Origin of the sequence: uncultured Thomasclavelia sp. (assembly GCF_944324745.1) — a bacterium.
Lineage (GTDB): Bacteria > Bacillota_I > Bacilli_A > Erysipelotrichales > Coprobacillaceae > Thomasclavelia.
Genome location: NZ_CALUXO010000029.1, coordinates 22,536 through 48,793, shown reverse-complemented (window position 1 = coordinate 48,793; position 26,258 = coordinate 22,536). Strand labels below are relative to the sequence as shown.

Annotated in this window: 19 protein-coding genes; all 19 read right to left on the bottom strand. The window is 30.2% G+C overall.

Features of this window, described 5'->3' with window-relative positions; translation table 11 throughout:
* Positions 1 to 126 precede the first annotated feature (126 nt).
* The 19 genes from Q0K54_RS03225 to gatC all read right to left on the bottom strand — a co-directional run bounded on the left by Q0K54_RS03225 (position 127) and on the right by gatC (position 26,252).
* A complete protein-coding gene (locus tag Q0K54_RS03225; RefSeq protein WP_294578415.1) occupies positions 127 to 1,707 on the bottom strand; it encodes an amidohydrolase in 1,581 nt (526 codons plus the stop codon).
* Positions 1,708 to 1,754: 47 nt separating this feature from the next.
* The gene (gene murI, locus Q0K54_RS03220) at positions 1,755 to 2,531 is read right to left on the bottom strand and encodes a glutamate racemase (RefSeq protein ID WP_294578414.1); all 777 of its coding nucleotides are present in this window, start codon (positions 2,529 to 2,531) and stop codon (positions 1,755 to 1,757) included.
* A gap of 73 nt (positions 2,532 to 2,604) precedes the next feature.
* Positions 2,605 to 3,297, bottom strand: coding sequence for a DUF5714 domain-containing protein (locus tag Q0K54_RS03215; protein ID WP_294578413.1), 693 nt, complete (start codon positions 3,295 to 3,297; stop codon positions 2,605 to 2,607).
* A gap of 138 nt (positions 3,298 to 3,435) precedes the next feature.
* Positions 3,436 to 4,044 (bottom strand): maltose acetyltransferase domain-containing protein, encoded by a 609-nt coding sequence (locus Q0K54_RS03210; protein WP_294578412.1) that lies wholly within the window; start codon positions 4,042 to 4,044, stop codon positions 3,436 to 3,438.
* Positions 4,045 to 4,067: 23 nt separating this feature from the next.
* Positions 4,068 to 4,649 carry a hypothetical protein gene (locus Q0K54_RS03205; protein WP_294578411.1) on the bottom strand — a complete coding sequence of 194 codons (582 nt, stop codon included), beginning with the start codon at positions 4,647 to 4,649 and terminating at the stop codon, positions 4,068 to 4,070.
* 12 nt (positions 4,650 to 4,661) lie between these two features.
* Positions 4,662 to 6,011 carry a vWA domain-containing protein gene (locus Q0K54_RS03200; protein WP_294578410.1) on the bottom strand — a complete coding sequence of 450 codons (1,350 nt, stop codon included), beginning with the start codon at positions 6,009 to 6,011 and terminating at the stop codon, positions 4,662 to 4,664.
* Positions 6,012 to 6,013: 2 nt separating this feature from the next.
* Entirely contained in the window at positions 6,014 to 7,801 is a 1,788-nt protein-coding gene (locus Q0K54_RS03195; protein ID WP_294578409.1) for a hypothetical protein, read from the bottom strand.
* A gap of 26 nt (positions 7,802 to 7,827) precedes the next feature.
* Positions 7,828 to 11,484: a tubulin-like doman-containing protein gene (locus Q0K54_RS03190; RefSeq protein ID WP_294578408.1), complete on the bottom strand. Its 3,657-nt coding sequence runs from the start codon at positions 11,482 to 11,484 to the stop codon at positions 7,828 to 7,830.
* A gap of 21 nt (positions 11,485 to 11,505) precedes the next feature.
* Positions 11,506 to 13,710 carry a vWA domain-containing protein gene (locus Q0K54_RS03185; RefSeq protein WP_294578407.1) on the bottom strand — a complete coding sequence of 735 codons (2,205 nt, stop codon included), beginning with the start codon at positions 13,708 to 13,710 and terminating at the stop codon, positions 11,506 to 11,508.
* Positions 13,711 to 13,897: 187 nt separating this feature from the next.
* Positions 13,898 to 15,016 (bottom strand): hypothetical protein, encoded by a 1,119-nt coding sequence (locus Q0K54_RS03180; protein ID WP_294578405.1) that lies wholly within the window; start codon positions 15,014 to 15,016, stop codon positions 13,898 to 13,900.
* A gap of 11 nt (positions 15,017 to 15,027) precedes the next feature.
* Positions 15,028 to 17,220, bottom strand: coding sequence for a hypothetical protein (locus Q0K54_RS03175; RefSeq protein ID WP_294578404.1), 2,193 nt, complete (start codon positions 17,218 to 17,220; stop codon positions 15,028 to 15,030).
* A gap of 9 nt (positions 17,221 to 17,229) precedes the next feature.
* Positions 17,230 to 18,951: a hypothetical protein gene (locus Q0K54_RS03170; protein ID WP_294578403.1), complete on the bottom strand. Its 1,722-nt coding sequence runs from the start codon at positions 18,949 to 18,951 to the stop codon at positions 17,230 to 17,232.
* A gap of 23 nt (positions 18,952 to 18,974) precedes the next feature.
* Positions 18,975 to 19,223: a hypothetical protein gene (locus Q0K54_RS03165; protein WP_294578402.1), complete on the bottom strand. Its 249-nt coding sequence runs from the start codon at positions 19,221 to 19,223 to the stop codon at positions 18,975 to 18,977.
* A 3-nt stretch (positions 19,224 to 19,226) separates the two neighbouring features.
* Entirely contained in the window at positions 19,227 to 20,735 is a 1,509-nt protein-coding gene (locus Q0K54_RS03160; protein ID WP_294578401.1) for a hypothetical protein, read from the bottom strand.
* Positions 20,736 to 20,949: 214 nt separating this feature from the next.
* The gene (gene rlmD / locus Q0K54_RS03155) at positions 20,950 to 22,296 is read right to left on the bottom strand and encodes a 23S rRNA (uracil(1939)-C(5))-methyltransferase RlmD (RefSeq protein ID WP_294578400.1); all 1,347 of its coding nucleotides are present in this window, start codon (positions 22,294 to 22,296) and stop codon (positions 20,950 to 20,952) included.
* 35 nt (positions 22,297 to 22,331) lie between these two features.
* Positions 22,332 to 23,024 carry a hypothetical protein gene (locus tag Q0K54_RS03150; protein WP_294578399.1) on the bottom strand — a complete coding sequence of 231 codons (693 nt, stop codon included), beginning with the start codon at positions 23,022 to 23,024 and terminating at the stop codon, positions 22,332 to 22,334.
* A gap of 49 nt (positions 23,025 to 23,073) precedes the next feature.
* Positions 23,074 to 24,507: an Asp-tRNA(Asn)/Glu-tRNA(Gln) amidotransferase subunit GatB gene (gene gatB, locus Q0K54_RS03145; RefSeq protein WP_294578398.1), complete on the bottom strand. Its 1,434-nt coding sequence runs from the start codon at positions 24,505 to 24,507 to the stop codon at positions 23,074 to 23,076.
* A 6-nt stretch (positions 24,508 to 24,513) separates the two neighbouring features.
* Positions 24,514 to 25,962: an Asp-tRNA(Asn)/Glu-tRNA(Gln) amidotransferase subunit GatA gene (gene gatA / locus Q0K54_RS03140; RefSeq protein ID WP_294578397.1), complete on the bottom strand. Its 1,449-nt coding sequence runs from the start codon at positions 25,960 to 25,962 to the stop codon at positions 24,514 to 24,516.
* Positions 25,962 to 26,252, bottom strand: coding sequence for an Asp-tRNA(Asn)/Glu-tRNA(Gln) amidotransferase subunit GatC (gatC, locus tag Q0K54_RS03135; protein WP_294578396.1), 291 nt, complete (start codon positions 26,250 to 26,252; stop codon positions 25,962 to 25,964). Before gatC ends, gatA begins: the two co-directional genes overlap by 1 nt.
* Positions 26,253 to 26,258: the final 6 nt, after the last annotated feature.

Genomic DNA, 26,258 nt, shown 5'->3' with positions numbered 1-26,258 from the left:
AGTTATAATCTTTCTTGTATAATTTATTTGTTTTCATATTTCAATTATACCAAAAAAATGTACGATTCCTCGTACATTTTTGCGTTTTTTTGCTACTTTTTTTCTTTATAGGTCGTTACAGCCCCTTTATTGTTGATAAAAAAGATGTCCATCTTTAATTGTTTGTAAAACTTGAATTTGATCTAATTTATCAGCAGAAATCTTTAAGGGATTTTGATCCAAAATAACAAAATCAGCTTTTTTACCAGCTTTGATACTCCCTTTAAGATTTTCTTCATGATATTGATAAGAACCATTGATTGTTAAAGCCTGTAAAGCTTGATAAGTCGAGATACGCTCATTTTCTCCTAAGATAATACCTGATCTGGTTTGACGATTAACGGCACACCATAAAGTTTTAAGCATATTACAATCAACAACAGGGCTATCATTATGAAAAGTAACTTTAAGTCCCAGATCATAGGCGCTTTTAGCCGGAGATATTCCACTGGCTCGATCAATGCCAAAATTTTGAATATGACTATCACCCCAATAAAAAGTATGACTAATAAAAAATGATGGAATCATTTTAAAAGTGGTCATTTGTTTTAACTGTGGTTTAGTTACAAATTGTCCATGAATCATTACTGGCCGTTTGGGTAACTTACAGTTATTTTTTTGATAAAATAACTGCCATTGATCAACATATTGTTTACAGGCTCGATCGCCATTACAATGTGCTAATAATTGCTGATTATCATTGACACTTTGTTCAATTATTTGATACAACTGTTTATCAGATAAAATCGGATAACCACAATACCCATCCTGTCCGTTAGAATAAGGTTGTGACATCCATGCTGTTTTAGCTTGAGGAGACCCATCTAAAAAAATTTTATAACCGCCGATCTTAAAATGATCATGATAATAATTTAAAGACAGATTTTCTTGTAATAAATCCCTTAATTTAAAATCCAAATATCCAATTAAATCTAATTTAAACTTTTTTTGTTCGCTTGCAGCTTCAAATAATTTTAGCAATGATCGATCGACCATCCCTTCTTGCATCGTCGTAATTCCATTAGCTCCATATATCGTTTGAGCTTTATCAATTAAATTCATCAATTCTTCCAATGAAGTCAATGGTAACTGTTTATTAAATTCTATAAAAGCTTGCTCCTCTAAATAACCATTTAATTCATTAGTCTCTTTAAATCTTCCATAATGTCCATCAAGAGGATCAAGAACATCATTTGTTATCTGCATCTTTTTTAATGCCAATGTATTGACCACTCCAACATGCATAGAAACATGTGAAATGATAATTGGATGTTTAGATGAAATTGTATCTAAAAAAAGGCAATCAGGATGAGAATGTTCTATTAGATTATTATCATCATAATTAAAACCTCTAACCCAATTACCTTCTTTAATATGATTATCTGCTATAAAATTTACTAATTTATCTTTAATTTGTTCAAAAGAAACAGCCTGGCTTAAATCACATTGATTTAATGTATTAGCTACACCAATAAAATGACTATGACTGTCAATAAAACCTGGCAGTAATGTCTTACCTTTTAAATCAATTTGCTTTGCTTTAAAAGATGATAACTCTTGATAAAAACCACATGCAACGATTTTATCATCTTCAATTAAAACACTTTCTACTGTTTCATTTTCTTTATCCATCGTGATAATATCACCATTATAATATAATTTTCGCATTTAAAATCACCCATTTATATTATCACCAAAAAAGCCAAGTCTATTCACTAGATTTCCTGATGATAAAACCAACGATATAATTGCAGCTCTTCAACATCGTTTTTAGATGACTGAAATTCTACTTCACCAAAATGCTCACTAGTATTTAATAAATGATTAGCTTCTAATCGCCGTCTTAATTCCATTGCCGTTCCCATATTACCATCATAAAAAGGAAGATCACCAAGTATTTGGCGGATCTGTTTTTTAATAAATGGATAATGAGTACATCCTAAAACTACACAATCAACTTTGCCAATATAAGATGATAATAATTTATGTAACAATTCCTTTAAATCATCACCATCAAGATTTCCCTGTTCAATTCTTTTAGCCAACCCAGTACAAGCTACTGGAATAAATTTAGAAATATCTTGTAATTTATTTGATAATTGCTGATATTTATCTAATCGTAAAGTTACTGGTGTTGCCATTACTAGAATATTATGATGTGGCTGTTTCATTGCTGCCAATTTAATTGCCGGTTCCATACCGATAATTGGAATCTGGGGATAATCTTGGCGTAAGCGATTAATTGCAACACTTGTAGCCGTATTACAGGCAACAACGATTGCCTTTACTCCTTGATCAACTAAACTAGCTGCTATCTTTGAAACTAAAGCATATACTTCCTCAGTTGGTTTTTCACCATAAGGAGCGTTTGCAGAATCTCCATAAAAAATAAAGTTTTCATGAGGTAACAATTGAGTTAGCTCTTTTAACACACTGATACCCCCAACTCCAGAATCAAATACACCTATATACCCATCAAAACTATTTAACACTTTTAATAATCTCCTTGTATTATAATCGATATCACTATCATACTACTTTTTCATTCTAAAAAAAAGTATCGTTTTAATCAGGAACTATATTAAAAGGACATCTTTTACCAATACATTGATTATTATCTTTAGAATGAAAACATTTGATTGGTTCTATTTCCATAGTTACTTTTAAATTATCAGCAACGAAAGTGACAGCATTTTTAATTGCCAGATATGAATTACGTTTACAACATCGAGGACCTCCAACATTTCCAATTTCAGTTAACGCTTTGGCACTCATCAAATTAGATAAACCCCATTCTTTAACTTTTAATGGCGTTGAATTAGTAATAATAGAAATAAACATCCCACTGCTGATAGCTCCGCCACAAGCGCCCCAAAATCCACATGTACCTCCAGGCACTTGTTTACCACGATTGATCATTTCAACTAATGCCGATTCTAAATTAATTTTTCCCCCAGCATTTTTATACGCAGTTAGTAAAGATACTCCAACAATAATATGATGTTCTGGTCCATGCATATGGCAAAATGGAAGTGCTACTAAATGTTCAAAAATTTCAATTGGATTTTTACTTGTTTCTTGCAAACATACATTAACGATCGTATCAATTCCCTGACTATGGCACTCATTACAAACATAATGACCATTAATACAGCGTGTTTTACTTAATTCTTTTTTATGACAAATAACACACTCCATCATTTCATCTTGATTCAAATACTCCAATGGAGCCTGACAAATTAAACATTCATCCTTCATTTTAATCCCACCCTTTTGATAAAATATTAAAATAACTAATTTCTTATATCAATCTAATTATATTCGCTTTCAAATAACAATTGCAATAAAAAAGTATCTGATCATATTAAAATCAGATACTCTAACTTTTAACGATATTTATGCTTGATAACCAGCCATATAACCTTCATAAACTGCAGCCAAGCCATTACGAACTTGTTTAGCATCACCCACAACTGTAATTTTCACTCCAGCTTTTTCTAAAGGAGCCACTAAATCATTAACCGATTTAGAACCAGCAGCTACTACAACTGTATCAATTTCATCTAAAACCAATTCTTTTCCTTTACGTGACATGATTACTTGATCATCTTTAATTTCTTGAACAGCAGTGTGAGTTAAAACTTTCATTTGATATTTTTTAACAGTATCTCTAAGCATTAAGCTAGTTTCTCTTTCAAGACCAATTAAAGTATCATTACCAATAGTAACTGAACATACATCTAAAATAACGCAATCATAATTGAGCATTACGTTTTTACCTAGATAAATATTATAGCCATAATCGAAATAAATTGGTGGTTTGATCCAAAAATTTCCTTGAGCATGAATGAGCTTTTTAAGCAGTCTAGATCGTAAATTTATTTCATTAAATACCTGACGATTGTATTTTTGACAAATTTTATTGGCATAATATCGATCATAAACTAATTTTAAATTAACTGGATTATATTTTAATCCTTGAGTCATTTTTATTCGTTCTTTCATCTAATATTCCTCTAAGATAAACATTAAAGATATTGAATTTCAAAACTAGGATTTTCTAAATTTAATTCAAAATTATCCTTAACTACCCCCTTAACAAAAAACTCAATTTGTTTACTATTATTAAATGGAACGTAGTAACGAATATCTTTCAATTCTTCTTTTAATATTTTATAATAAATGGTTTTAGAATCTAAAGGGACTTCTTCACTGACAATGGAAACTTTTAGGCCTTGATAACCATAACACTCTTGAATAGCCAAACTAACTTTAACTTTATATTTTCCCCCAACCATTACCGGCTGATTATATTTTTCACGAGTATTTTCAATTAATTTTATTTCATCTTCACTGACAGAATCAATCTGAGTGACAATTACATCATATAATCCTCGATTAAGCTTAAAATCATATGAAATTAACAGTTGACTATTAATTTGATGACGCAAAATAGTTTTACCAACTATTACATTATTTTCAAAATTAACCGAATCTTTATTAGGAACAAACTCTAATAAATAATCAAATTCATCATCAGGATTTCCTTTTACTGCGTTAGCTACCCTTACTAAATCATGTTTACTCTCAACTTTTATTGCCTTAATCATCATTTTCTCCTATTAAAAACGTAAATTATTATCTCCATTATTAACATTTCGTTTATTACTGATATTATTATTGATACTTGAATGATATTTATGATTACTAGTATATAAATTATGATGCCCGGTTGAAATATTAATTGATATCATATAAACAAAAATACTGGCTACTAAAAGCATATATATCAATGTCATTAAACTAGGATCCAATTTAAATAAATTGATACCCAGTTCTAATAATATCCCAGCAATTACAGAAGTTATAATTGATCCAATGATCAACAGTGAATAGTCGTTATCTTTTCCCGTTGCAAAAATCATGGAAACCGAAATCAATAATCCTAACGCTACTGTAAAGATAATTCGCATCAAAGCATATAAAATATCTAAAGATGGAACATTACGATAAGTAAATAGCGTACGCGCATACGGATTACTTGATTGTTCAATTGCTGATGTCATTGCCGTACTTAATTGACTGGCATCATCAATACTGACATAGATACCACCAGTACGATAAGCAATCTCCTGCATTAATGTTTCATCATCATTTCCTAATCCAACCGTAGAGATAGCAATATTATTATTAAGATATTCATCTAAGATTGATGAAATATCATCAATTCCACTAATATCACTTCCATTTCCATCCGATAAAAATAATACTTTGAGTCCTGGTTTGGCTGCAGAAAAACGATTATTTTGATATTCATTTAAGATTTCCTGTAATGCCTTTTTGATATATGTTTGACCGGAATTTAAAGGCTCTAAATTGCCACTTGATAAAGACTTAGGCGCAAAATCCCTTTGACATATTACTTGTTCATTAAAACTATAAACAGCACACAAGAAATCAGCCGATTTATCGGCCATAATATCATTAATTGCAGCATATCTTAAATTATCAGGATCATTATTATCCATTGATGAGGAATTATCAATGACAAAAATATAGGCCGAAGCATCACTAGTTACAATGGGTTTTTTGAAAAAATCCATTTCATAAATAAATTCAAAAAATGCTGCTAAAATAAAAACCAGAACAGCTGTAATAATCAAAAAAGTTATATTCTTTCCAATTGAATTACGACTTTGCTGCAAGTTTCCTTTAATCAAACTATATCCTAAAACAAATCCGAATACTACTAGAAAAAAGATCAACAGTCTTATTCCTATAGCCAAAGGTGACCACCAGCTATCATTGATAACTTGATAGACATAACCAGAAATAAAATAACCGGCTATACCACCAATAAGACTGACTAATAAAGTTATAAAATCAAATGATTTATTAGTTTTTGATGATGTTTTAAATTGATTATTGGACTCTATTTGATCTGTAAAATCATCAAAATCATTAAAATCCATTATCAATCACCCCTTTTATAATTAACGATATATTTATCAGAATCATAAATACGAGTAGAAATAAGATAAAATGAATTATTTCGATATATATCATTAACATCTTTCAAAAGATTTTCATAATTACTAGTAATATCTTTGATATCGATATGATTATCTAATGAAGTAGGTAATAATAAATATGAGACAATATCTTTGATATTAGTATATTGTTTATTAATGATTCCAAGATTATGCTTATATGAGATATCATTTAAGAGCGTATGATTTAAAAATAACTGTAATCGCTGTAATAATGACTGATTATTATTAATAATTTCATTAACAAAATTTTTGTCAATTCGTTTTAAGATTTCTTCAATTGATAAATTAACTTCAAATAACGGTAAATTATGTATATGTAACATTTCCAAAGTACCGCCATATTCTGTTAAAGCTAATTCATCTAACAGATTAGCATAATAATGATTAACTTTAACAATTTCATCAATAACTTGTTTTAAAACCATATCATTCGAGATATTTTTTTTAATTTGTTCAATAATATCTTTTTCTTTTATCAATGAAATAATTTTTTGATAATATTGATATTCTTGGCGTAAATACTCATTAACATTTTTAATGCCATTATCACTAACTTGCTTTTCCTGTAACTGACTAATTTGATAATCGAGCTGCTCCTGGCGTCGATTTAAAATCATAATAATTTGATGACCAATATTGGCCGCATTAGGATCGATAACTTTAGCTGAACTAATAATTTTTTCAATTATTTTACTGTAATTATTATCATCAATAGTAATCTTGGCATACAATTGCTTTACTAATTCTTCCATACCATGTTCATCTTTTAAAACATGACTATATACTGGTGTAATATCCTGTTTATTTTTATTAAAAAAGCTAAGACTTAATTTCTTTTTGGGCGTAACCGTTTCTTGATAATTTAATGGCACATATTGCCAAATTCCTTGATCGTTAACATTTAAAAGATCTTCAAATAATAAATCTAAAACATTATTAACACTTTCATCTAAATCACTAGTATCAATTTTATTATCAATTTGTTGACCATATATTTCCCTTAACAGCCGACAAGTGATAAATTCAGGAATTCTTAAATAATTTAAATATAACGAGCTCCAGCAATAATCATCATTAAGGGTATTTTGTTTATTTAGATATTTATCCCTAATCATATTTAAAGCTATCAGCTGCGTTTGACTGGTAATATCTTTAGCTACAAAAGGAATCTCAAGATGATAAATGTTATTCCAGATTTGTTTACCCTGATTAATAAATAAAAAGGCTTTTTGATAATTGATGTTCATTAAATTTTGATCAAATAAACCATATAAAGCTCGTTTTGACAAATTCAGTCCTAAATATTGTAAATCTTCAAAAGTCATAGCAATTTCATTTATTAAATCATGGTTAGTTCGATCAAAAAAGCTATCGTTCATCATCGTAATAAAACCAATCCGAATATCATTGAAATTTTTGCCTTGATTAGAGACCTCTTTAATCGCATTTTTGATCATATCAACTAAATTATCTTTGGTCATATCAGATTCAATTATCATTTGCGTTAATGGAAGTGGCTGACTAAAAGCATTAGTAAATGCATCTTCTAAAGATGCATTTACTTGTTTAAAAGAATCATCGCCTAAATACAAGATAATGACTACTGGAACATTAATATAACCGGTATATTCTAAGTTATATAATTCATTACAAAAAGCATTGATACTTTTTTTAACCGTTTCTTTATCCTCGCTAATAATATTATTCATATCCATTTTCCGTCCTTTAATTAATATTACTCCATATTCGTTAAGATTAATTTATAGAAACGTAGCAGATCTTTAGCTGGATTAGCATCATCAAATTCTTCATCAGTAATACAATATTTTTCAGCTACCCCTTGTAAAAAAGCTTCATCATTAATATCTTCCCACTTAAATGGATCACCTAAATCTTCATTACTTAAAACAAATTTGATATGTTCTAAAATTGTTTGATAATCTACCTGCTGACTAGATTCGATTAAATTAATAGCCTGACGTTTTAGCATTGCCAAACGATTAGGGTCAGTTTTGGTAAACTGTTTGAAAACATTATATAAGTAATATTTGCGATCAAATGATTTAGCTATATTTAAATTAACAGTAACTGGATCTTTACCGTTTAGATACATCCAGACATTTTTATCACTTTCTTTTTGTTTAACCAAACCAGTTCTAAGACAAAACGCAAATGTTTCAACATTATCAATGAATTGTCGATTTTCATTAACACTTTTGGTAATTTCTTCAATTAAATCGTGAATTTTTTGGAATTTAGGATTATTTTTTTCAATAATATCCATATATTTAATTGACTTACGAATCCATTTATACATATCAGCAATTGGAACTGGTAAATCTTGGTATTTTAAAGCATCATTACCACTGACATCACGCTCTAAATCACGAATACTCAAATCAATATCCGTATCACCAATACTTACTAATACTTCATTAATTACATAGCCGTTTTCTTTCATAAATTCAATCAAATTTATTTCTTGATTCCGTTTAATCTTTTTTGTTAATGCGGCCTTAAAAGTATCTAATTCTGGTTCCCGGACAATATCCATAAGCTTCATTTCCCATTTATTTGTTTGCGGATTGATACTTAAATCAATTGATTTTAAGTAATCAATTCCTAAATCAACTTCTTGTTTAACTTTCATTAAAAATTTGTAATCTGAATTATTTTCAATTACCTCATAAACTTCATTACGAGCAGAAATATCTTTGGCAACACTATCGATGGTATATGGGTTCGGGAAACGCGTCCAATATTCGTTGTTTTCATCCATATGACGACCAGCACTTGGATTTTGATTATAATGTTCGTCTAACTTCTCCATCCCTTTTAAAATATACATTGGTAAATTGACATAACGCTGAGTAACTATAAATTTATTTTTAGCATTACTTGTAGCTGGTGTATTGCCTCTTTGAATAATCATTTCCGCTAAGATTTTTGATAATAATGGTGTATCAGCTAAAGTTCCCATATATACTTGAGAAGTAAACTGTTTAAAAGAAATACCAGTTGATTGGGCTAATGTTTTAGCTCCATTTTCTAAGGCATTATAAATTTCCAAAGCAGCAGCATTTAAAGCATCCATTTTAGGAGAACCTGGACTATTATCAGACCAAATAGCATCTAATTCTTCTGCCGTGATGTCTTGACTATTATAGGCAACAGCCACAAATTTTTCGATGATATCTGTTTTCATATTATTATGAGTCAAACATTGATCCATCAGCTCTCTTACTTCACTTACAACATCAAAATCGTCTTCATTATTTTGAGCAATCCATTTTTCACGATTATTACGCATTGTTTCAATGAAATTTTGCGCCAATTCTTGAACAGAAACAGTTGAAATAAAACTTTCAAGATATTTTTCCAGCCGTTTAGCTTTTTCTTCACCACTGGCTAGAATATTAATCGAATAATTAGTAGTATTTCCAATTGTCTGTTTACTAGATTGTGAAAAGTATTGACCATCCTGATTCAAGATTTTTTGAATTTCGGTTAATACTGAGGTATAAACATCAAAAATTTCATTATTTAACCGATTAATCTCAACAGCAACATTATACAGACCATCAGCAATCATATCATATAACGGAGCATCAATAATGTTAATGACTGCCAGTTTGGCACATGTATCTTTATATTCATTCATCTCTTTTTTACCTGAGGTAAAGCCTGTAGCATTGTTAGCTAACTGGATAACTTTTTGCTGTCCCCCGTTAGTATAAGTATTTTTGGCTTTTTTGGCCTGCTGTCTAAAAATATCGCTTAAATTTAATAACTGTTCTTCAATTCCAGAAAATGGTTCGTCATTAGGATCACCAATTCCTTTTTCAATTGACTGATGCTTGATCGCTTTTAAAGCTACAAATGGTCCATAGGTATTAAAAATACGATCGACTTGTTTAGATAATTCATCATAAAGTTTTTGTTCAAACTGACTGCGATAAGCATTAGTAATTTTTTGAGCATAGTAGCCCGCCAAATTGGAAGCTAGACTATAACCATACATCTGATTATTTTTAACCATATTTTTCTTAATCGGTTCATCAATAATAATATTTCGATTAATTGGATCATTAGGATTTAAAGTTAAAACCATTTGTCTAACCGAAACAATATTATCAATACTAGTAGTGGCATAAACTTCATCAAGCATTTTCTTATTGACATTTTTAAAGTTTGTAAATTCAGTTAACACATTTTCATAAATTTTATTAACACAATAAGCTAATATTTCATCCCGAGGAATCTTAATCGCATTATATCCTAATACTTGATATTTGTATGAAGCATAACGATGAAAATCCTTACGATTAGGATGATTGATAAACCAGGCTTTTAACATTGGTGAAGCATTAGACATCAAAGAATGAGCTAATTGAACTGGCTGACCACTAGCATCAACAAAAGAAATATCGGTAAGCATATCCATTAACTGATCAGTCAAGCGCCCCATCGTTAAATCTAGAGAATTGATTCCCCCAGTTTCAGAATAACCAGAAATCAACGTACAAGCTGAAAAGATATTGCGATTAGAATTAACTTCGCCAACGCCTAACTTTAAACTATAATTGCTGCCAGTTTCTTCAATATTCATAAAATAATCAATTTCTTTTAAAGCAGCATAACCATTCGTTTGCAAATTAAGTTTGATATTTTCATTATTTTTTATTCCTTCTACTTCAAATTGAGCATCCGGGGTATAAATATACCCTGCTAATGTATATTTAATAAAACCTAATTCATTGAAAATATCATGAATCATATATGGAATATCAATAATGGTTCCAGACCCAGTTCCCCCAGAAATCCCAGCAATAACAATCACATCAACATTGCCATTAATTTCATTGGCCTTACTAATAGCTTTATTAATTACTGTATGGAATTTAGTTCGAATATTATGATACACCGTATCATTAACTAACATCGCCCGACCAATCTGTCTTGTCTGCTGAGCTCCATCGTTTCTTAACGGCGTACCAATTAAAGCCGGATTTAACCAGGCTTTAATATTTTGCGGAATTGATTCTTTATATAATAATTGACTAATAATGGGATCATATAAAGGAATCGTTTCCCCAGCATCCATATGGGCATTTAAATCATTATTCTTGGTTCCATCTTTTTTGATCTTGCAAACTTTATCAGTATCTTCAACGTCAGCATCCAAAATTCGAAAGAAAACTTTATCAGATTGTCCAATTTCTCGTTCAAACTTTCCTTTAAGCATATTGACTGTTTTAGCTCCCAGCCCACCTAAACTGATGATAATAGTTGGATTAGGCTTGACATGTGATTTTTCACTGACAAAAGCAACTCCATTACGGTTAAGCTCTAATTCTTTTAATTTATCTTTTTTTATTTGACTTAGTGCCATACTCTTTCCTCTTTTCTTTTACTAAAAATCATTAAAATCATCAAACTCGTCAAATGATTGATGGTCATTAGTAGTATCATTAAATATCTTAGTATCATCAAACGTATTATTTATTTTTTTAATTATCGAAGATGTATAAGATCCTTCAATACAGATTTCTAAACCTGTTTCATCTTTAAGATAGAAAACAAAATCTTTGCTATCTTTCCAATTTTCAATAATTTTAACTCCATAACGTAAATTATTTGAATAAGAAACATTAGCATCTTTGACAACCAACTTAAGCCCATTGCGTCCTAAGTAAGTTCCAATAAACTTAACAGCATCTAATCCTTTTTTGATTGCCTGATTTTGATTCAACAAATTATTCAATGTTTCAATTCGATCATTATAAGCTTCATGATAAAGATCATTTATGTATAAGCTGATTCCTGTTGCCAATGTTTTCTTTCTTTTTAAGAAAATATTGCTTGAATAACTTTTTTGATTCGAAATACTAAATGTTTCAATATCATGATGATAGGTAATGCTATTGACCGTAAAGGTTCCTTTGATATATCGTGATTGTCTAATAATTATCAAAGCAATAATCAAAACAAGCAAACCAATTATAAATGGAATCGATGCAAAGAAAATAACTAAAGCCACATCATTAACTTTAACTGAAAATGATGCATCAACACGATTACCTAAGCCATCTTCATAAGTCAAAGTAACCGTCGAAGAACCCCAGCTTGTTCCAGTTAGTATCAAACAATCATCATTTAACTGAACGGTAACATTATCTTGATTAGTCGAAGTAGCATTAGTAATTTGAAATCCAACATCATCAACATCATTAACAATTCCATTTAAAGTAGCTATTGGGATTTCTTTAGTAACACTGCTTTTAAAGGTTTTATCTAATACTTGATTTTTCAGTTTATCGATATCTAGACTTATTGGCTGTTTATCAGCTTGAATTTCTATAGAATCTGTCAATCTAAATGAATCAGATTCTACTAAAATATCGATATTATATAAAGCTACATGATCTAAAATTGCTTCTCCTACAAAGCTGCCATTTTGATAGCTTAATGATACAGTTTTACTTTCTTTAGTATCTAACGGTGTGATTGTAGCTTGAGCCTTAACGTTATCATAAGTATCGACTGTGGTTACATTTTTGCCATTTTGCTGGATCGTAGAATTTATCGTTAAAGTGACCCCATTACTAATATGATCAACTACTTGTCCGGCACTATCTAAAATCGTAGTATTTAATTGATATTGATAATAAGGAATATAGGTAGTTGTAATAGCAATATCCTTATTACTTTCAATCGTATAAGTACCCGGATCAGGATCATAAAGTTTGATTACTGCGCTATGTTGATATAAATGCAAACTGACATCTTGATTATTGTTAAAATTGATTTCATTGCCATCAGGATCAAATAGTTTTATTCCGGCATCACCAATATCATCATTACAAGTAATACTAATATTTGCTTCTTTAACATTAGAAGCAATTTTAATTTTATTATCTTTTATCAAAATTAAATTAGCATCCATCAATTCAGCAATTACAGTATTAAAATAATCATTGATTGATGTTGGAGCGGTTTGCGTTGTAATTCGATTAGCCGAATTGGCGATAGCAACACTATCTAACTTTTGATAAGGCTGATCATTAGTATTAACCATTTCATCACCATAGCCAATACAATATATTTGAATTCCATTATTTTTGGCAAGTGCTAAAGCATCGTTTAATCTTTCATCAGCAGCAACTTCCTCATTTCTATCAAAGCCAAAGTCATTACGACCATCTGAGAAAACTAGAATCGCATGAACGCGATTGTCAGATACATCAAACATCTCGACAGCATCACCAATAGCGTTAGAAAGATCAGTATCGCCAGTATATTCAACATCATTGATCCAGTCAGTTGCTGATCTGGTAGTTCTATCATCATTTAACTCAGTCAATCCATTTTGCCACATACTGCGACTACGGTTAAAGGTAATAATATTAGCACGACTGTTATCTGGTAACATGGTGATAAATGTTTGAGCAGCTTCTTTCATTAAACCATCAGGATCATTGGTCTTCATCGATCCCGATTGATCTAATACTAAAACTACATCTAAGAGTTTATCATCAGTTGTCGCTGCAACTGGTTTGATTACAAAAGTCAAAATCATCGAAACAGCTAAAATTAAAACAGCAATCTTTTTTTTCATGATTTCCTCCATTTCCGTCCGTCTTTACAAGCGGACACAAACAAGTAATTAAAACTTTAATTTATTATTAATCTAAATAAATTAAAATGCACGATACCGTCTGCTTTACCCATAAGTAATATCGATAATTTCTCTATTTTTCGATTAATAATAAACTTTACTTTTACAATTCCCCTTTCTATTCAAACTATTGAATAATCATCGTTACTTGACAGATAGCTTCTACCAATACCAACAAGACCAATAACTTAATTAATTGATGAGAGATAGGCCTTTGGTAGAATTTTTGATCAGGTACTAAAACACTTATCTTAGTTCTTTTTTCATGTTTTAGTTTTTTACCATAAAAATTATATTTACGACTAATCATTTCCAGTAATGGAAGATAGACATTATCACGATGATTAGCCACCACAATTTGATTAGATAAATTTTCTTTAAGACAAGCTTTAAAATCAAAACTAAACTGGTCATATAAAGTAACTACTCTTTTATGATGTTTATAAATATTGTTATATTTACAAAAGGCATACAGATTGTAAAATAACCCATAAATATAGTGAATATCTAAATAAATAAAATATATAATTAACATGATAATGATTAAACCTAAATAAGGATGCCCATTTAATAAATGCCTTGCTGAATAACGCAGACCATAGTTATCACTAAAATATTGATTAAAATGGAGAATTAGATTAAAAAATTGGATTTCATAAACAATACGAAACAATAAATAATTATAAACAACAAAGCTGATCATTGTCGAAATAAAATGATAAGATTTACCAAAGTTTATCTTATGATAGTCGTTTAAAGCTTCCTTAACATCTTGATTGTAGTATTGTTGATAACGCTGTTGTAAAGCTTCAAAATTCTGTACTACCATAATTCGATCATTCATTAACTGATTATCAAAATCACTGTTAATTTTTTCTAATGGATATTCTAGAGGATTATCCAAAAGATATTGAAACGCCACTGGATATTGGTTTCCTTGTAAATCTGAGATATTGATAAAATAATTATTTTTATATTTAGTCGTAATTGCCTTTTCTTTATCTCGTTGCAATACATCATATTTATAGTTAAAAGGATTATTTTCAAACATCCCGACTAGTTTTTGATATTCTGCTTTAATATCCGAATAAAAAATATTTTTCTTTTGAATCTTATTAAACAAAGAATCAATTAATCTTTGGCTTTCTATCGAATTAAATTCATATTGGTCACTGTGAGCAACAAACCATTCAATATGCTTTAAATCTTTTAAGCTATTTAAAAATTTCTGATATAAATATTCCATAATTATTACCACTATTTCTTAAATAATTTAAACCCTTTTTTCAGTTTATCTAGATTTTGATCAGCACCTTTATTTTTGATTCGCTGTCTAAATATTACAGTTTCATAATTTTGATCATTTTGATAATATTTACCTAATTGTTTGAGTAGTTGCGGTTTATCTTCGCCGATAATTTGATAAACATAATTACCAGATATTTCAATTGGATCAAAACGTTTGAAATAATAATCAGTAATCTTTTTGATTTGGTAATCATCATTACTACCATTTATCAATGATTTAAAATGGACAGGTGTTAAAAGTTTTAATTCAAATAATCGATCAAGATATTGATTAAAGCTCTCTTCATATTGATCAGCTGTCAATAAATACTCTAACAATCGTTTTAAAATTCTAACTTCCATTTCAACATTGAAATTATCAAATAAGACATTAACTTGATCATCATTATTAAACATACCATTATTCAAATAATCAGTTAATAGCAGATAATTATTTAAAACTGAACTAAGATCAGTTATCTGATAATTTAATCGCTGTTTTTGTTTTGCCATTGCAGTTAGTTTCATATCTATTTGCTGCATAATCGTTTGATAATCATCATTACTTAAAGTTGCTTGAATATCATTGACAAATTCCTTTGCCGCCATTAGATCTTTTTTTGTAGCTTGAGTAGATAAGTATTTTTCCAGCCATTCAATGATTGCTAAACGCAATATTTCCTGATTTTCTTCAAAAACAATTTGAGATTCAATTTCTTTTATTTTATTAGAAAACTCTGATACATTCATGGTCGTCGTCTTAGCAAGCAACTGACCAATTCGATCTCCTTCAGTTAAGATATGCCCTTCTAGTTGTTGTTTATTTTCTTCTAGTAAATCAGTTAGTTTATTTACAATAAGATCAATTATTTCTAGTAACTGTTTAGAGCCAATATCTACCTGCTGTAATCGTTCAATTTCATCAGCTATGACTTTGGTATTTTCAATAATTTCTTGAACACTATTAGTTTTATCTAGTTCTTTTAAGTTACCAGATTCAAAATACCAGTTAATAAATTGTTCCTGATTAATTTTCAAATGTTCAAAATAACCAGCAAAACGAATTGTTTTAGCTGCCATTAACGATAATTCTGATAATTTTTCTTGATGGACTTTTAAAACCTGATTAATTAAATAATCATTGTAATATTGGTTATCGATTTTAGATTTTATGATTTCTAGCATCATTTCAAATAATGGGCCTTTTCGAAAACCATTTTGATCAACATAATTAATCCATTCAGGTAATAATTCCTCCTGATGACCTTTGGTCCATTTATTTAAATTATTATAATAAGTTACACAATCATCAATTTTCAAACGACCATGATTGGCAATTTGGGACAATTTTTCAAAATGCTTTTTTCTTTGAACATCATCTAAACCATTAACTAAATAATTAGCATAATCCAAAAATTGGCGGTTTATTTTAGCTGATAAGGCTTGATAATCTATCTGATTTAAATCAATATACGTCTCATTAATATTTTTTATTTCTTCTTTTGGATATAAGACAAATGAAATTTTACCGCTTGTAATTTCTTGACGCTGATAAGTAGAAAATCCATATCTCTTTCTTAACCCATAAGGTAAATAATAATAAATTGCTGCCAAAATTTCTCGAGAACGCTGATTATAATCATCACCATTTACATCAACAATAATCTTGGTTTTTAAATTATTTTTTTCATTATCCATGAACATTGCTAGAATATAAACTATTTGTTCTTTTGATAATAAAACCTGATGAATATTGTTATTTGTAAAATGAAAATTATCAATGCTTTGATGATTATATTGACTGATATCTTGATCTTTAACAAATTCATAATTAAAGATCCTAAAAAAATCTTCTTTAAAAAAATCATCGTCAACTTTTTCAATTAAAGCATGAAAGTAATAACTGGGTGTAGCTATTTTACTCATATGACCCGCTTTAGTAACAATTAAATAATTTTCTGGTAATTCATTATTTAAATTACTAACTGTATAGGTAATAGTTTCTGGTTCCTGTTCAATTGATGAATAGTTAGAACTATTGACTATAAAATCATAGTTTAAATACGTTTGTAGTAATGCTTGTTCAATCCCACTTGTAAGTTCAACTGATTTACTGATTGTTCGATAATTTATTCCATCATTTGCATATAATAATTGCATCATAATTCCTCCCTATCTAACTACTTGAAAAGGATAATAGAATATTTTATCAAGATCTTCTTTTTTAACGATAACATTTTCTAATTCCTGATAGGTTTCACTAACTAATCCAAATAATTTTTTTCGTTCTTTAACGACCATTTCCTCTTTATAAACAGGAATAATTTCTAACGTCGCTAAGGTCCATAAAAATGGTCCTTCAATCATTGAGGGAGTTGGTAAATTACTGCCACTTGCTTTATCTGCCAGCGGGTTATCAACTGAAAAACCATATGAGGCTACTGCTAATGGAGTAAAAGGACCAAAAATATTTTCTATCGTAGCGGGAATTGCTGGGGTCAAATTTAAATATCGATAAGATTTTTCAATAAACCATTTCATATTATCATAAAACAATTCACCCTTTTCATTGACCCAAGGGGTTTTATTAGTTTTATCTTCTAAATATTGCATGGGATTATTCTTCGAAGCAAATGGATTAAATCCTGGATTAAAGATTCCATATTCCTCTGTTGCTTCGTCACTTCGAGTAATTAATACCACAGTTGGTATTTTTCTAGTCATCGAAATGGCCTGCATGGTTTTTTCAATATTGGCAAAAGCTTCCATAATATTAATATTAACCTGGTCAGCTGTGGCAACAATATGCTTTTTCGCAATTTGTGATGGTGCAATACATAACCAGATCATATCAGCTGATTTAATAATTTCCCGTTGAGCACTGACATAATCTGCCCCCGTTTCATTATCAATTGCATCATCATAAACTTCACCTGGCATATCAATGAAAGTAAAAATATAATTGCGACGATTATTGACTCTAAAAGTCAAAGAAAACAAGGGAACTGCTTCTTTATTATTACTGCTGGTATCCCGCAACACTGGTGTTTTAGCAATCTTTTTACCAAAAATATATGGTTCTAATAAGTCGGCTTTAAATGTGCGCCAGCCTTCTCCCGAATAAGCAATATTGATTAATACATCTTGATCAAAGCCTAATGATTCAATACCGTTGCCTTCTTTCATGATACTAGCCAATAAAGCTGCCAGATAAGCCGTCTTACCTACTCGAGCTGTTCCAGCTAGACCGATGATAATTTCCTGATAACGTCCGGCATGACCATATAATTCTTTACCACAAGGAAAACCATCTTTTCCTTTACAAACAAATTTTGAAATATTTTTATTTTTTTTATCTTCAAAAGTGACTTCGAGTTTATTGGCAAAAAGATTGCCCTGGTCATCTTCTTGCATTTTAACGACTACATCAAAGTTAACGATCATCACACCCCGATTATTTTTGATTCGATAAGCAATTTCTTGAATTTTTTCTGCTAATTCATCAAGATCTTCATCTTTCGACTTAGCCATGAAATGAGTTAGATTCTCGTATTCTATCGTATCCGTTGTCAAAGATAAAATATCAATAGAAGCTTTATCGCTATTAGCAATCTTTACTAACTGTTTCCCTAAATCATCGGTTGTAAAAATAAATTTTCCTTGATAAGTATGATCACTAACTTTAGTAAAACCATATTCTTTAACTAAATCTTCTAAAGTCAAATATAAACATAATTTGATTCCAGTAAGATCAAACCACTCTTCACTAGCACCAAAATGTCGATTTTTCATTTTTTCTAAAGCAATATTAATTAATTCGCCAAAATCAAAGGCTAATTCATTAGCACTCATAACATGACCGCATAAGGGACAATGAACAACATGAAACGCCATATTTATTCCTCCAACTCATATTTTTAGTTTGTGATAACTTGTAAAATATTTCTAATTAAATTAGCAAGAAATGCCATTATTTCATTAATTAGATTTAAAACTGCATTTAAACCACTACCAATAACCGGTATTTTATTAAATCCATCAAAACAAATAACCAATGAAATCAACAACAACCCCAACATGATCATAACTGCTATTAATTTATAAATCAGATCATGATCAACCAATTCAATTTCTTTGCTTTCAACTAATTCTTTTAATGATTTCATTAATTATTGCTCCTTAAAATATAATCTACTTCTATCAGTTACCAGATTAAAACGTTCTATTTCTTTTTTAAATACATTTTTACTAATATCCATTTCATAACTATCGATACAGCCTAAAACTGCAAGAGTCCAAATAAACGGTAATTCAACCAGTGAGGGATTAAGTGTTTTATTCACTACCGCTGGATCAGTAACATCAAATCCATAAGAAGAAACTCCAAAGAATGCATAGCCAGCAAACAAGTCATCGATTGTAGCAGTAAAGCTATTCATATTTTTAAAATACTGCCAAACTTTTTCTTGTTGAACTTTGACATTAGTAAGATTCAACTTTCCATCTAAAATAAAATCTTCTTCTAAAACGGCAATTTCCGGTAAATAAATATCAGGATAACTCTCTTGCAATAAATCACATTGAGTTAATATAATAGCGGCCGGTATTTTATTTGAAAAAATAAGATTTAAATTATTAGCTAGATTAGCTAAACCCTCATAACTATCTTGGTGTTGCCAATGAAAATTATGATATTTTGAGCTGATCATTGCCGGTTCAACACAACAATAAATTAAATCAGCATTTTTTAATATCTGACATTTTTCATTAATAAAATCTGCACCGGCATCATTTTGAAAATTATAAATATCTCCTGGAACATCAACAAAAACAAAATTAAATTCTTTATCATTTACTTTTACCGATAAGTATACTAAAGGCATTTTATCGATCGTTGTTCTCTTCACAGCTTTTTTTAAATGATAATTATCTAAATTATCTTTAAAAACAGCTTGACAATTGCCACCAGTAATCGATATAACGGCTCCATCTATATTTTTAGCTAATTGATCGATCAAAGCTGTCAAATATGTCGTTTTACCAGAATCACCTAACCCCACCATAGCAATAATAAATTCGTGATGATATCCCGATTGACGATCAAAAACACTACCACAATTAGGACAAATCCGCTGATATTCTTCATGGATCTGGTCATTAACGCAATATCTAATCCCCACCGGAATTTCATTGTTTAAATCATCATAATCAAAAATTATTTCGATTGGAACTGAAGTAATAATTTCATCTGATTGATGTCTTGACAAGGTGTCAATCAAAAGTTCAATATCTTGCATTTTTTCTTCAAAATTTTCATGATTAGAATATATAGCTGTAAACAAATTATTATATAACAAAGTATTACGATCACTTTGGAGAATTTCTTGAAAAGTAACTGGTCGCATCAAAAATTCAATTTGTTTAATAACATGACCGACCGTTAAATTTAAAACACTCATAGCATTATTTTTCTTTTGAAAAGACAACTCCTGACATAGATCTCGAAGTGTATAATAAAATTTTAAATCCAGTCTCGCTAGCACCTGATAAACATCGTTATTTACCAGTGACTTAGCAAAAATTTGACTAAAATTAAAACCCGCTAAATCAGCCGCAGTAAACTTACCACATCTGGTGCAATGCATTTTATTGTATTTAACCTGACTAATTTTTCTCACGGTTTTTTCCTCTTTTTCACTCAATTTTTTACATGATTTATAGTAAAAGTATAACCTTAGCCTATAAGTTTTGTCAACCAAATAACCTGTCACCATTTTTAAAATAAAATGATATTTTTCTAACGATTTTCTTAAGATTTTTTCAAGATTAAATTAATTTAAATAAACGCAAAAAAAGTGACATTATTAACAGTATAATGTCACTTCAAAAATACTATTTAGTTAACAAAACGATATTTTCAATATGAGTAGTTTGCGGAAACATATCAACAGGCTGACATTTTCTAGCTATATAACCATGTTCTTGTAAATATTTGATATCACGAGCCTGCGTAGCAACATCACAAGAAATATAAACAATTTTTTCAGGAGTAGCTTTAATCAAGTAATCCAAAAATTCATTTGAGCAACCCTTTCTTGGAGGATCAACAAAGACTACATCTAAATGTATTCCCTGTCTAACTAGTTCCATCATATATCTGCCCGCATCATCACAATAAAATTCAACATTTTCAATTTGATTATTACTAGCATTAAATTTAGCATCTTCAATCGCTTCAGGAACAATTTCTACTCCATAAACCTTCTTGACATGTCTTGCCAATGATAAAGCAATCGTTCCAATACCACAATAAGCATCTAAAACAATATTATTATCATTTAAATTTGCAAAATCAATTGCTGTTTGATATAGTTTTTCGACTTGAACCGGATTAATTTGATAGAATGATTTTAAAGAAATTTTATATTTATTGCCTAAAAGATAGTCATAAATATAACCATCACCATATAAAACCCGTTCTATGTCTCCTAGTATTACATTATCAACCCGGGGATTAATATTTTGAATAACTGTTTTAATCATTGGAAATTCCTGAGTTATTATTTGCACTAACTTATCTATATGTTTGATTTTATCTTGATAACTAATTAAAACCAGCATTACTTCATTAGTATGATAGCCTTGTTTAGTTAATATATGTTTAATATTTCCTTGATGGGCCATTTTATCATAAGGATGAATATTAAACTGTTCCATTAGTTCACGAACTCGATTAGTTATTTGATTAGATAATTTATTTTGAATCAAACAATTATCACAAGGAATGATTTCATTTGACTTCTTTTTATAAAATCCCGTTACTAAATGATTATTTTTGATACCTAGTGGCATTTGAACTTTATTACGATAATGCCATGGTTCTTCCATCATTAAACAATCATTAACGAGAACATGACAATCACCAATTCGCTCTAAACAATCAATAACGCGTTTAGTTTTAAACTTTTGTTGCCCCTGTTGATTAATATGCTGTAATTGGCAACCACCACAAGCTTTAAAAACTGCACATTTAGGTTCACTTCGATATGGTGATACTTGATCTAATTCAATTAATCGAGCAATAGCATAGTTTTTTAAAACTTTGATAACTTTTAATTTTCCAGTTTCTCCTACCAGCATTCCTTTAACAAAATAAGTAAAATTATCAACTTTTACAATTCCCTGACCATCGTAAGTTAAATCAACACATTCACCATAAAAATAATCGTTTTTCTTCATGTCCTTCTCCTTTAAAAAAGACGAGCCATGCTCGTCTATTGTTCCAAAGTGCTTGTTGCCCGATCGGTAGCAGCCTGATCTTTAACATTAGCACCGGTAAAACTAATTTCATCACTAGTTGGTTGTTTAGTTCCAAATATTGGAAAATTAGTATCGCCATTACTTGTTAAAACAAATTCCACATTATATTGTCCCCGACCATTGGCAGTTCCAAACAGTTCACTATAAACAGCATCATCAGCTTTTGGTTGCCCAAATGAATCATCTATCGTATGTAAAGCATTCGTAGCTAACTGAATAGCGGTATCTGTAGTTGTATTATCGATAAAATCAATCGAAACTTTCATAATTCGACAATCAACTTCAATTTCAACATTATTTATATTACCATCAGCTTCGATTGCTGTTTCAATCGAATCAAATTGAGTTTCATCAATTGCAATCAAAGAAGCACAACGATCACCATAAACTGGACCATCATTATCTCCAGCAATAAAAACATAAACAACAAAGCCAATTATTAACAATAAGAAAATAATTAAAGCTATTTGCCACTTTTTAATTTTAAATTTACCTTTTTTCTTTTTCTTCATCTTCTTTTTACTATTTTTCCCATTGTCATTAACAGAGTTGAAATCATCTTCAGCATTTTTTTGCGACGTATTAACTTCAGGAGTCCCCGTTACGCTTTCAAATTCATCATCAAAGCTAAATCTTTCGTGAGCCATACTCATAACCTCCTTTGATAATTGTACCAAATATCTTGGTATTTGTATATTATGAAATTCTCTGTTTTAATAATTGCACTAATAATTTATTAGTCACTGCTGGATTAGCTTGACCTCCAGTTTTCTTCATGATCTGTCCAACTAAAAAGCCAACAGCTCGATCTTTACCATTGCGGTAATCTTCAATTGATTGTTCATTAGCATCTAAAACTTCATTAATGATCACTGTCAATTCTTCTGGTGAAGAAATTTGTTTCATATGATTTTCTTCAATGATTACTTCAGGATCTTTTCCTTCTTTCATCAAGATTTCAAAGACTTTCTTTCCTTGTTTACTAGAAATTGTTCCATCTTGAATAAAATTAATCATTTTAGCTAAATATTCCGGTGTCATTTTAGTTTCTGTAATGATTAAATTATGCTTATTCAAATAAGCCTGCACTTCGCCTAAGATCCAGTTACAAGCAATCTTGTAGTGTTTAGTCTGTTTAATTACCGCTTCAAAGAAATCAGATACTTCTTTTGTGGCAACTAAGATCAAGGCATCAGTTTTAGGAATTTGATATTCATTGATATAGCGTTCAACCCGTGATTCAGGCATCTCTGGTATTTTAGCAATAATATCTTCAACCCATTGATGATCTAACCGAATTGGTAAAATATTAGGTTCTGGATAGTATTTATAATCAACCGCATCACCTTTAGCTCGCATAACTACTGTTTCTTTTTTATCCTCATCATAACGACGAGTTTCCTGTAACACTTCACCACCACTGATCAACACTTTTTCCTGACGAGCCACTTCATATTCAATTGCCTTTTGAACATTAGAAATTGAATTTAAGTTCTTTATTTCTGTTCTAGTACCAAATTTATCACTACCAAAAGGACGGATAGATACGTTAACATCACAACGCATTGATCCTTCTTCCATCTTTGCATCACTAACTTCAGTAAATAATAAAATTTGACGTAATTTTTCTAAATAAGCTGCTGCCGCTGCACCACTACGAATAGTTGGTTTAGTGACAATTTCAATTAATGGAATTCCAGCCCGGTTATAGTCAATTAAAGAATAGTCATCAAAATGTAATTGTTTAGCGGTATCTTCTTCCATATGCAAACGTTCAATTTCCACTACTTGTTTTTGACCATTAACTTCAATGTTCATCGTTCCATTACGTCCGATTGGATGGCGATCTTGAGTAATCTGGAAACCTTTAGGTAAATCAGAATAGTAATAATTTTTACGATCAAAGCATACTAATTCATCAATATCCATATGTAAAGCGCTGCAGACTCTAATGGCAAATTCTACACCAGCTTTATTTAATACTGGCATCGCACCAGTCATCCCTAAATCAATAATATTTACATTAGTATTAGGAGCCTGTCCAAAAGTAACTGGGGCACCTGAAAACATCTTTGATTTTGTCTTAAGTTCACAATGGACCTCTAAACCAATAACTGTTTCAAAATTCATTCTCTTCTACCCCTTTCTTGAATACTGATTAGCAAAGCCTAGAGCCTGTTCCAAAGCATAGGCTGCATTTAATACTGTTTGTTCTTCAAAAATTCTTCCCATCAGATTAACCGCAATTGGCATATTTTCACTAAAACCTGATGGAATCGAAATACTTGGTGTTCCAGCAAAATTACCTAAAGCCAAATGATTTTCTAAAATAATGTATTCATCAGATAAACGGTCATCATTGGCCTCATCTAATTTAGGAGCTATCGCCCCACTATTTGGAGTTAAGATAATATCGTAATCTTTAAAAATTTTATTCAATTCTTCAACAATCAACCGCCGTACACGTTGTGCTTTTCTAAACATCCGTTCTTGATTTTCTGTTGCCAGCGCTAAGTTTCCTAAAATAAAACGACGTTTGATATGTGCACCAAAGCCATCAGTTCGTGAATTGATCATTACTTCATCAGTTGAACTACCACTTTGACGATCACCATATTTAATTCCATCTAAACAGGAATGATTACTAGTCGCTTCACTATTAGCAATAATAGTGTAAGTTGGCAAAATAGCTTTAGCTAAATATAGTGGAATTGTAACTTCACCTATTTCAGCTCCTAAATCTTTAAATGTTTTAATTACATGTTCAAAATTTTCTTTAATATCAGTATTTCTAATTTCATTGCTTACTGTAGTTAAAACAGCAACTTTCAAGCCTTTAATATCATCAGTCAAATTATCTAAATAATGAGGAACTGGCAAACTGCTTGAAGTCATATCGCGATCATCACGACCAGCTAAGGCTTCGGTTACAATTGCCATATCACGTACATTACGAGTAAAAGCCCCAACATGATCCAAGCTAGAGGCATAAGGGATTACACCATAACGAGAGATCCGTCCCCAAGTTGGTTTAAAGCCAACGACCCCACAAAAACCAGCCGGTTTACGAATCGAATCACCAGTATCACTACCTAAAGCAAATGGAACAACTCCACTTCCAACTAAAGCAGCACTCCCCCCTGATGAACCACCGGCAATTCGTGACGAATCCCAAGGGTTAAAGACTGGCCCGGTTAAAGCTGATTTATTAGTACCACCCATAGCCAGTTCATCCATACTTGATTTTCCAATTAGACTAACTCCGGCATCATATAGTTTTTCCACTACAGTTGCATCATAAACCGGTACATAGTCTTCTAACATCTTACTAGATGCCGTTGTCTTGATTCCTTTAGTATTATAATTATCTTTAAATACTCCCGGAATTCCTTTAAGCATTTCATTTTCTTTAACTTCAATATTTTTAATATTATCAAATGCTTTATCTTTAGTAATCGTAACAAAAGCATTCAATCGTTCTTGTTGCTTTTCTACTTCTTCAAATAATTCTTCATAGTATTTTGATAAATCAATTTCATCATTTACAATCTTTTGATGCAATTCTTCGATTGACATTACTTTCATTATTTCACCACCTTTGGAACTTTAATTTGATTATCTTGAACACACTTAGCATTCTTTAAAACATCATCTAAACTTATGATGTCAACTGGTTCATCTTCACGTAAAAATGATGTTTCAATTTCATAAGGATAAGGTAATGGTTCTACACCATCAGTATCGATTTTTTCCAATACTGCAACATGGTTCATAAAAATATCATATTCTTCAATTAGCTCAGGCATTTCTTCATCACTAATATTAAACATAGTTTTTAAACCAAGTTTTTTTAACATTGCCTCTTTACTTTCCATATTTTC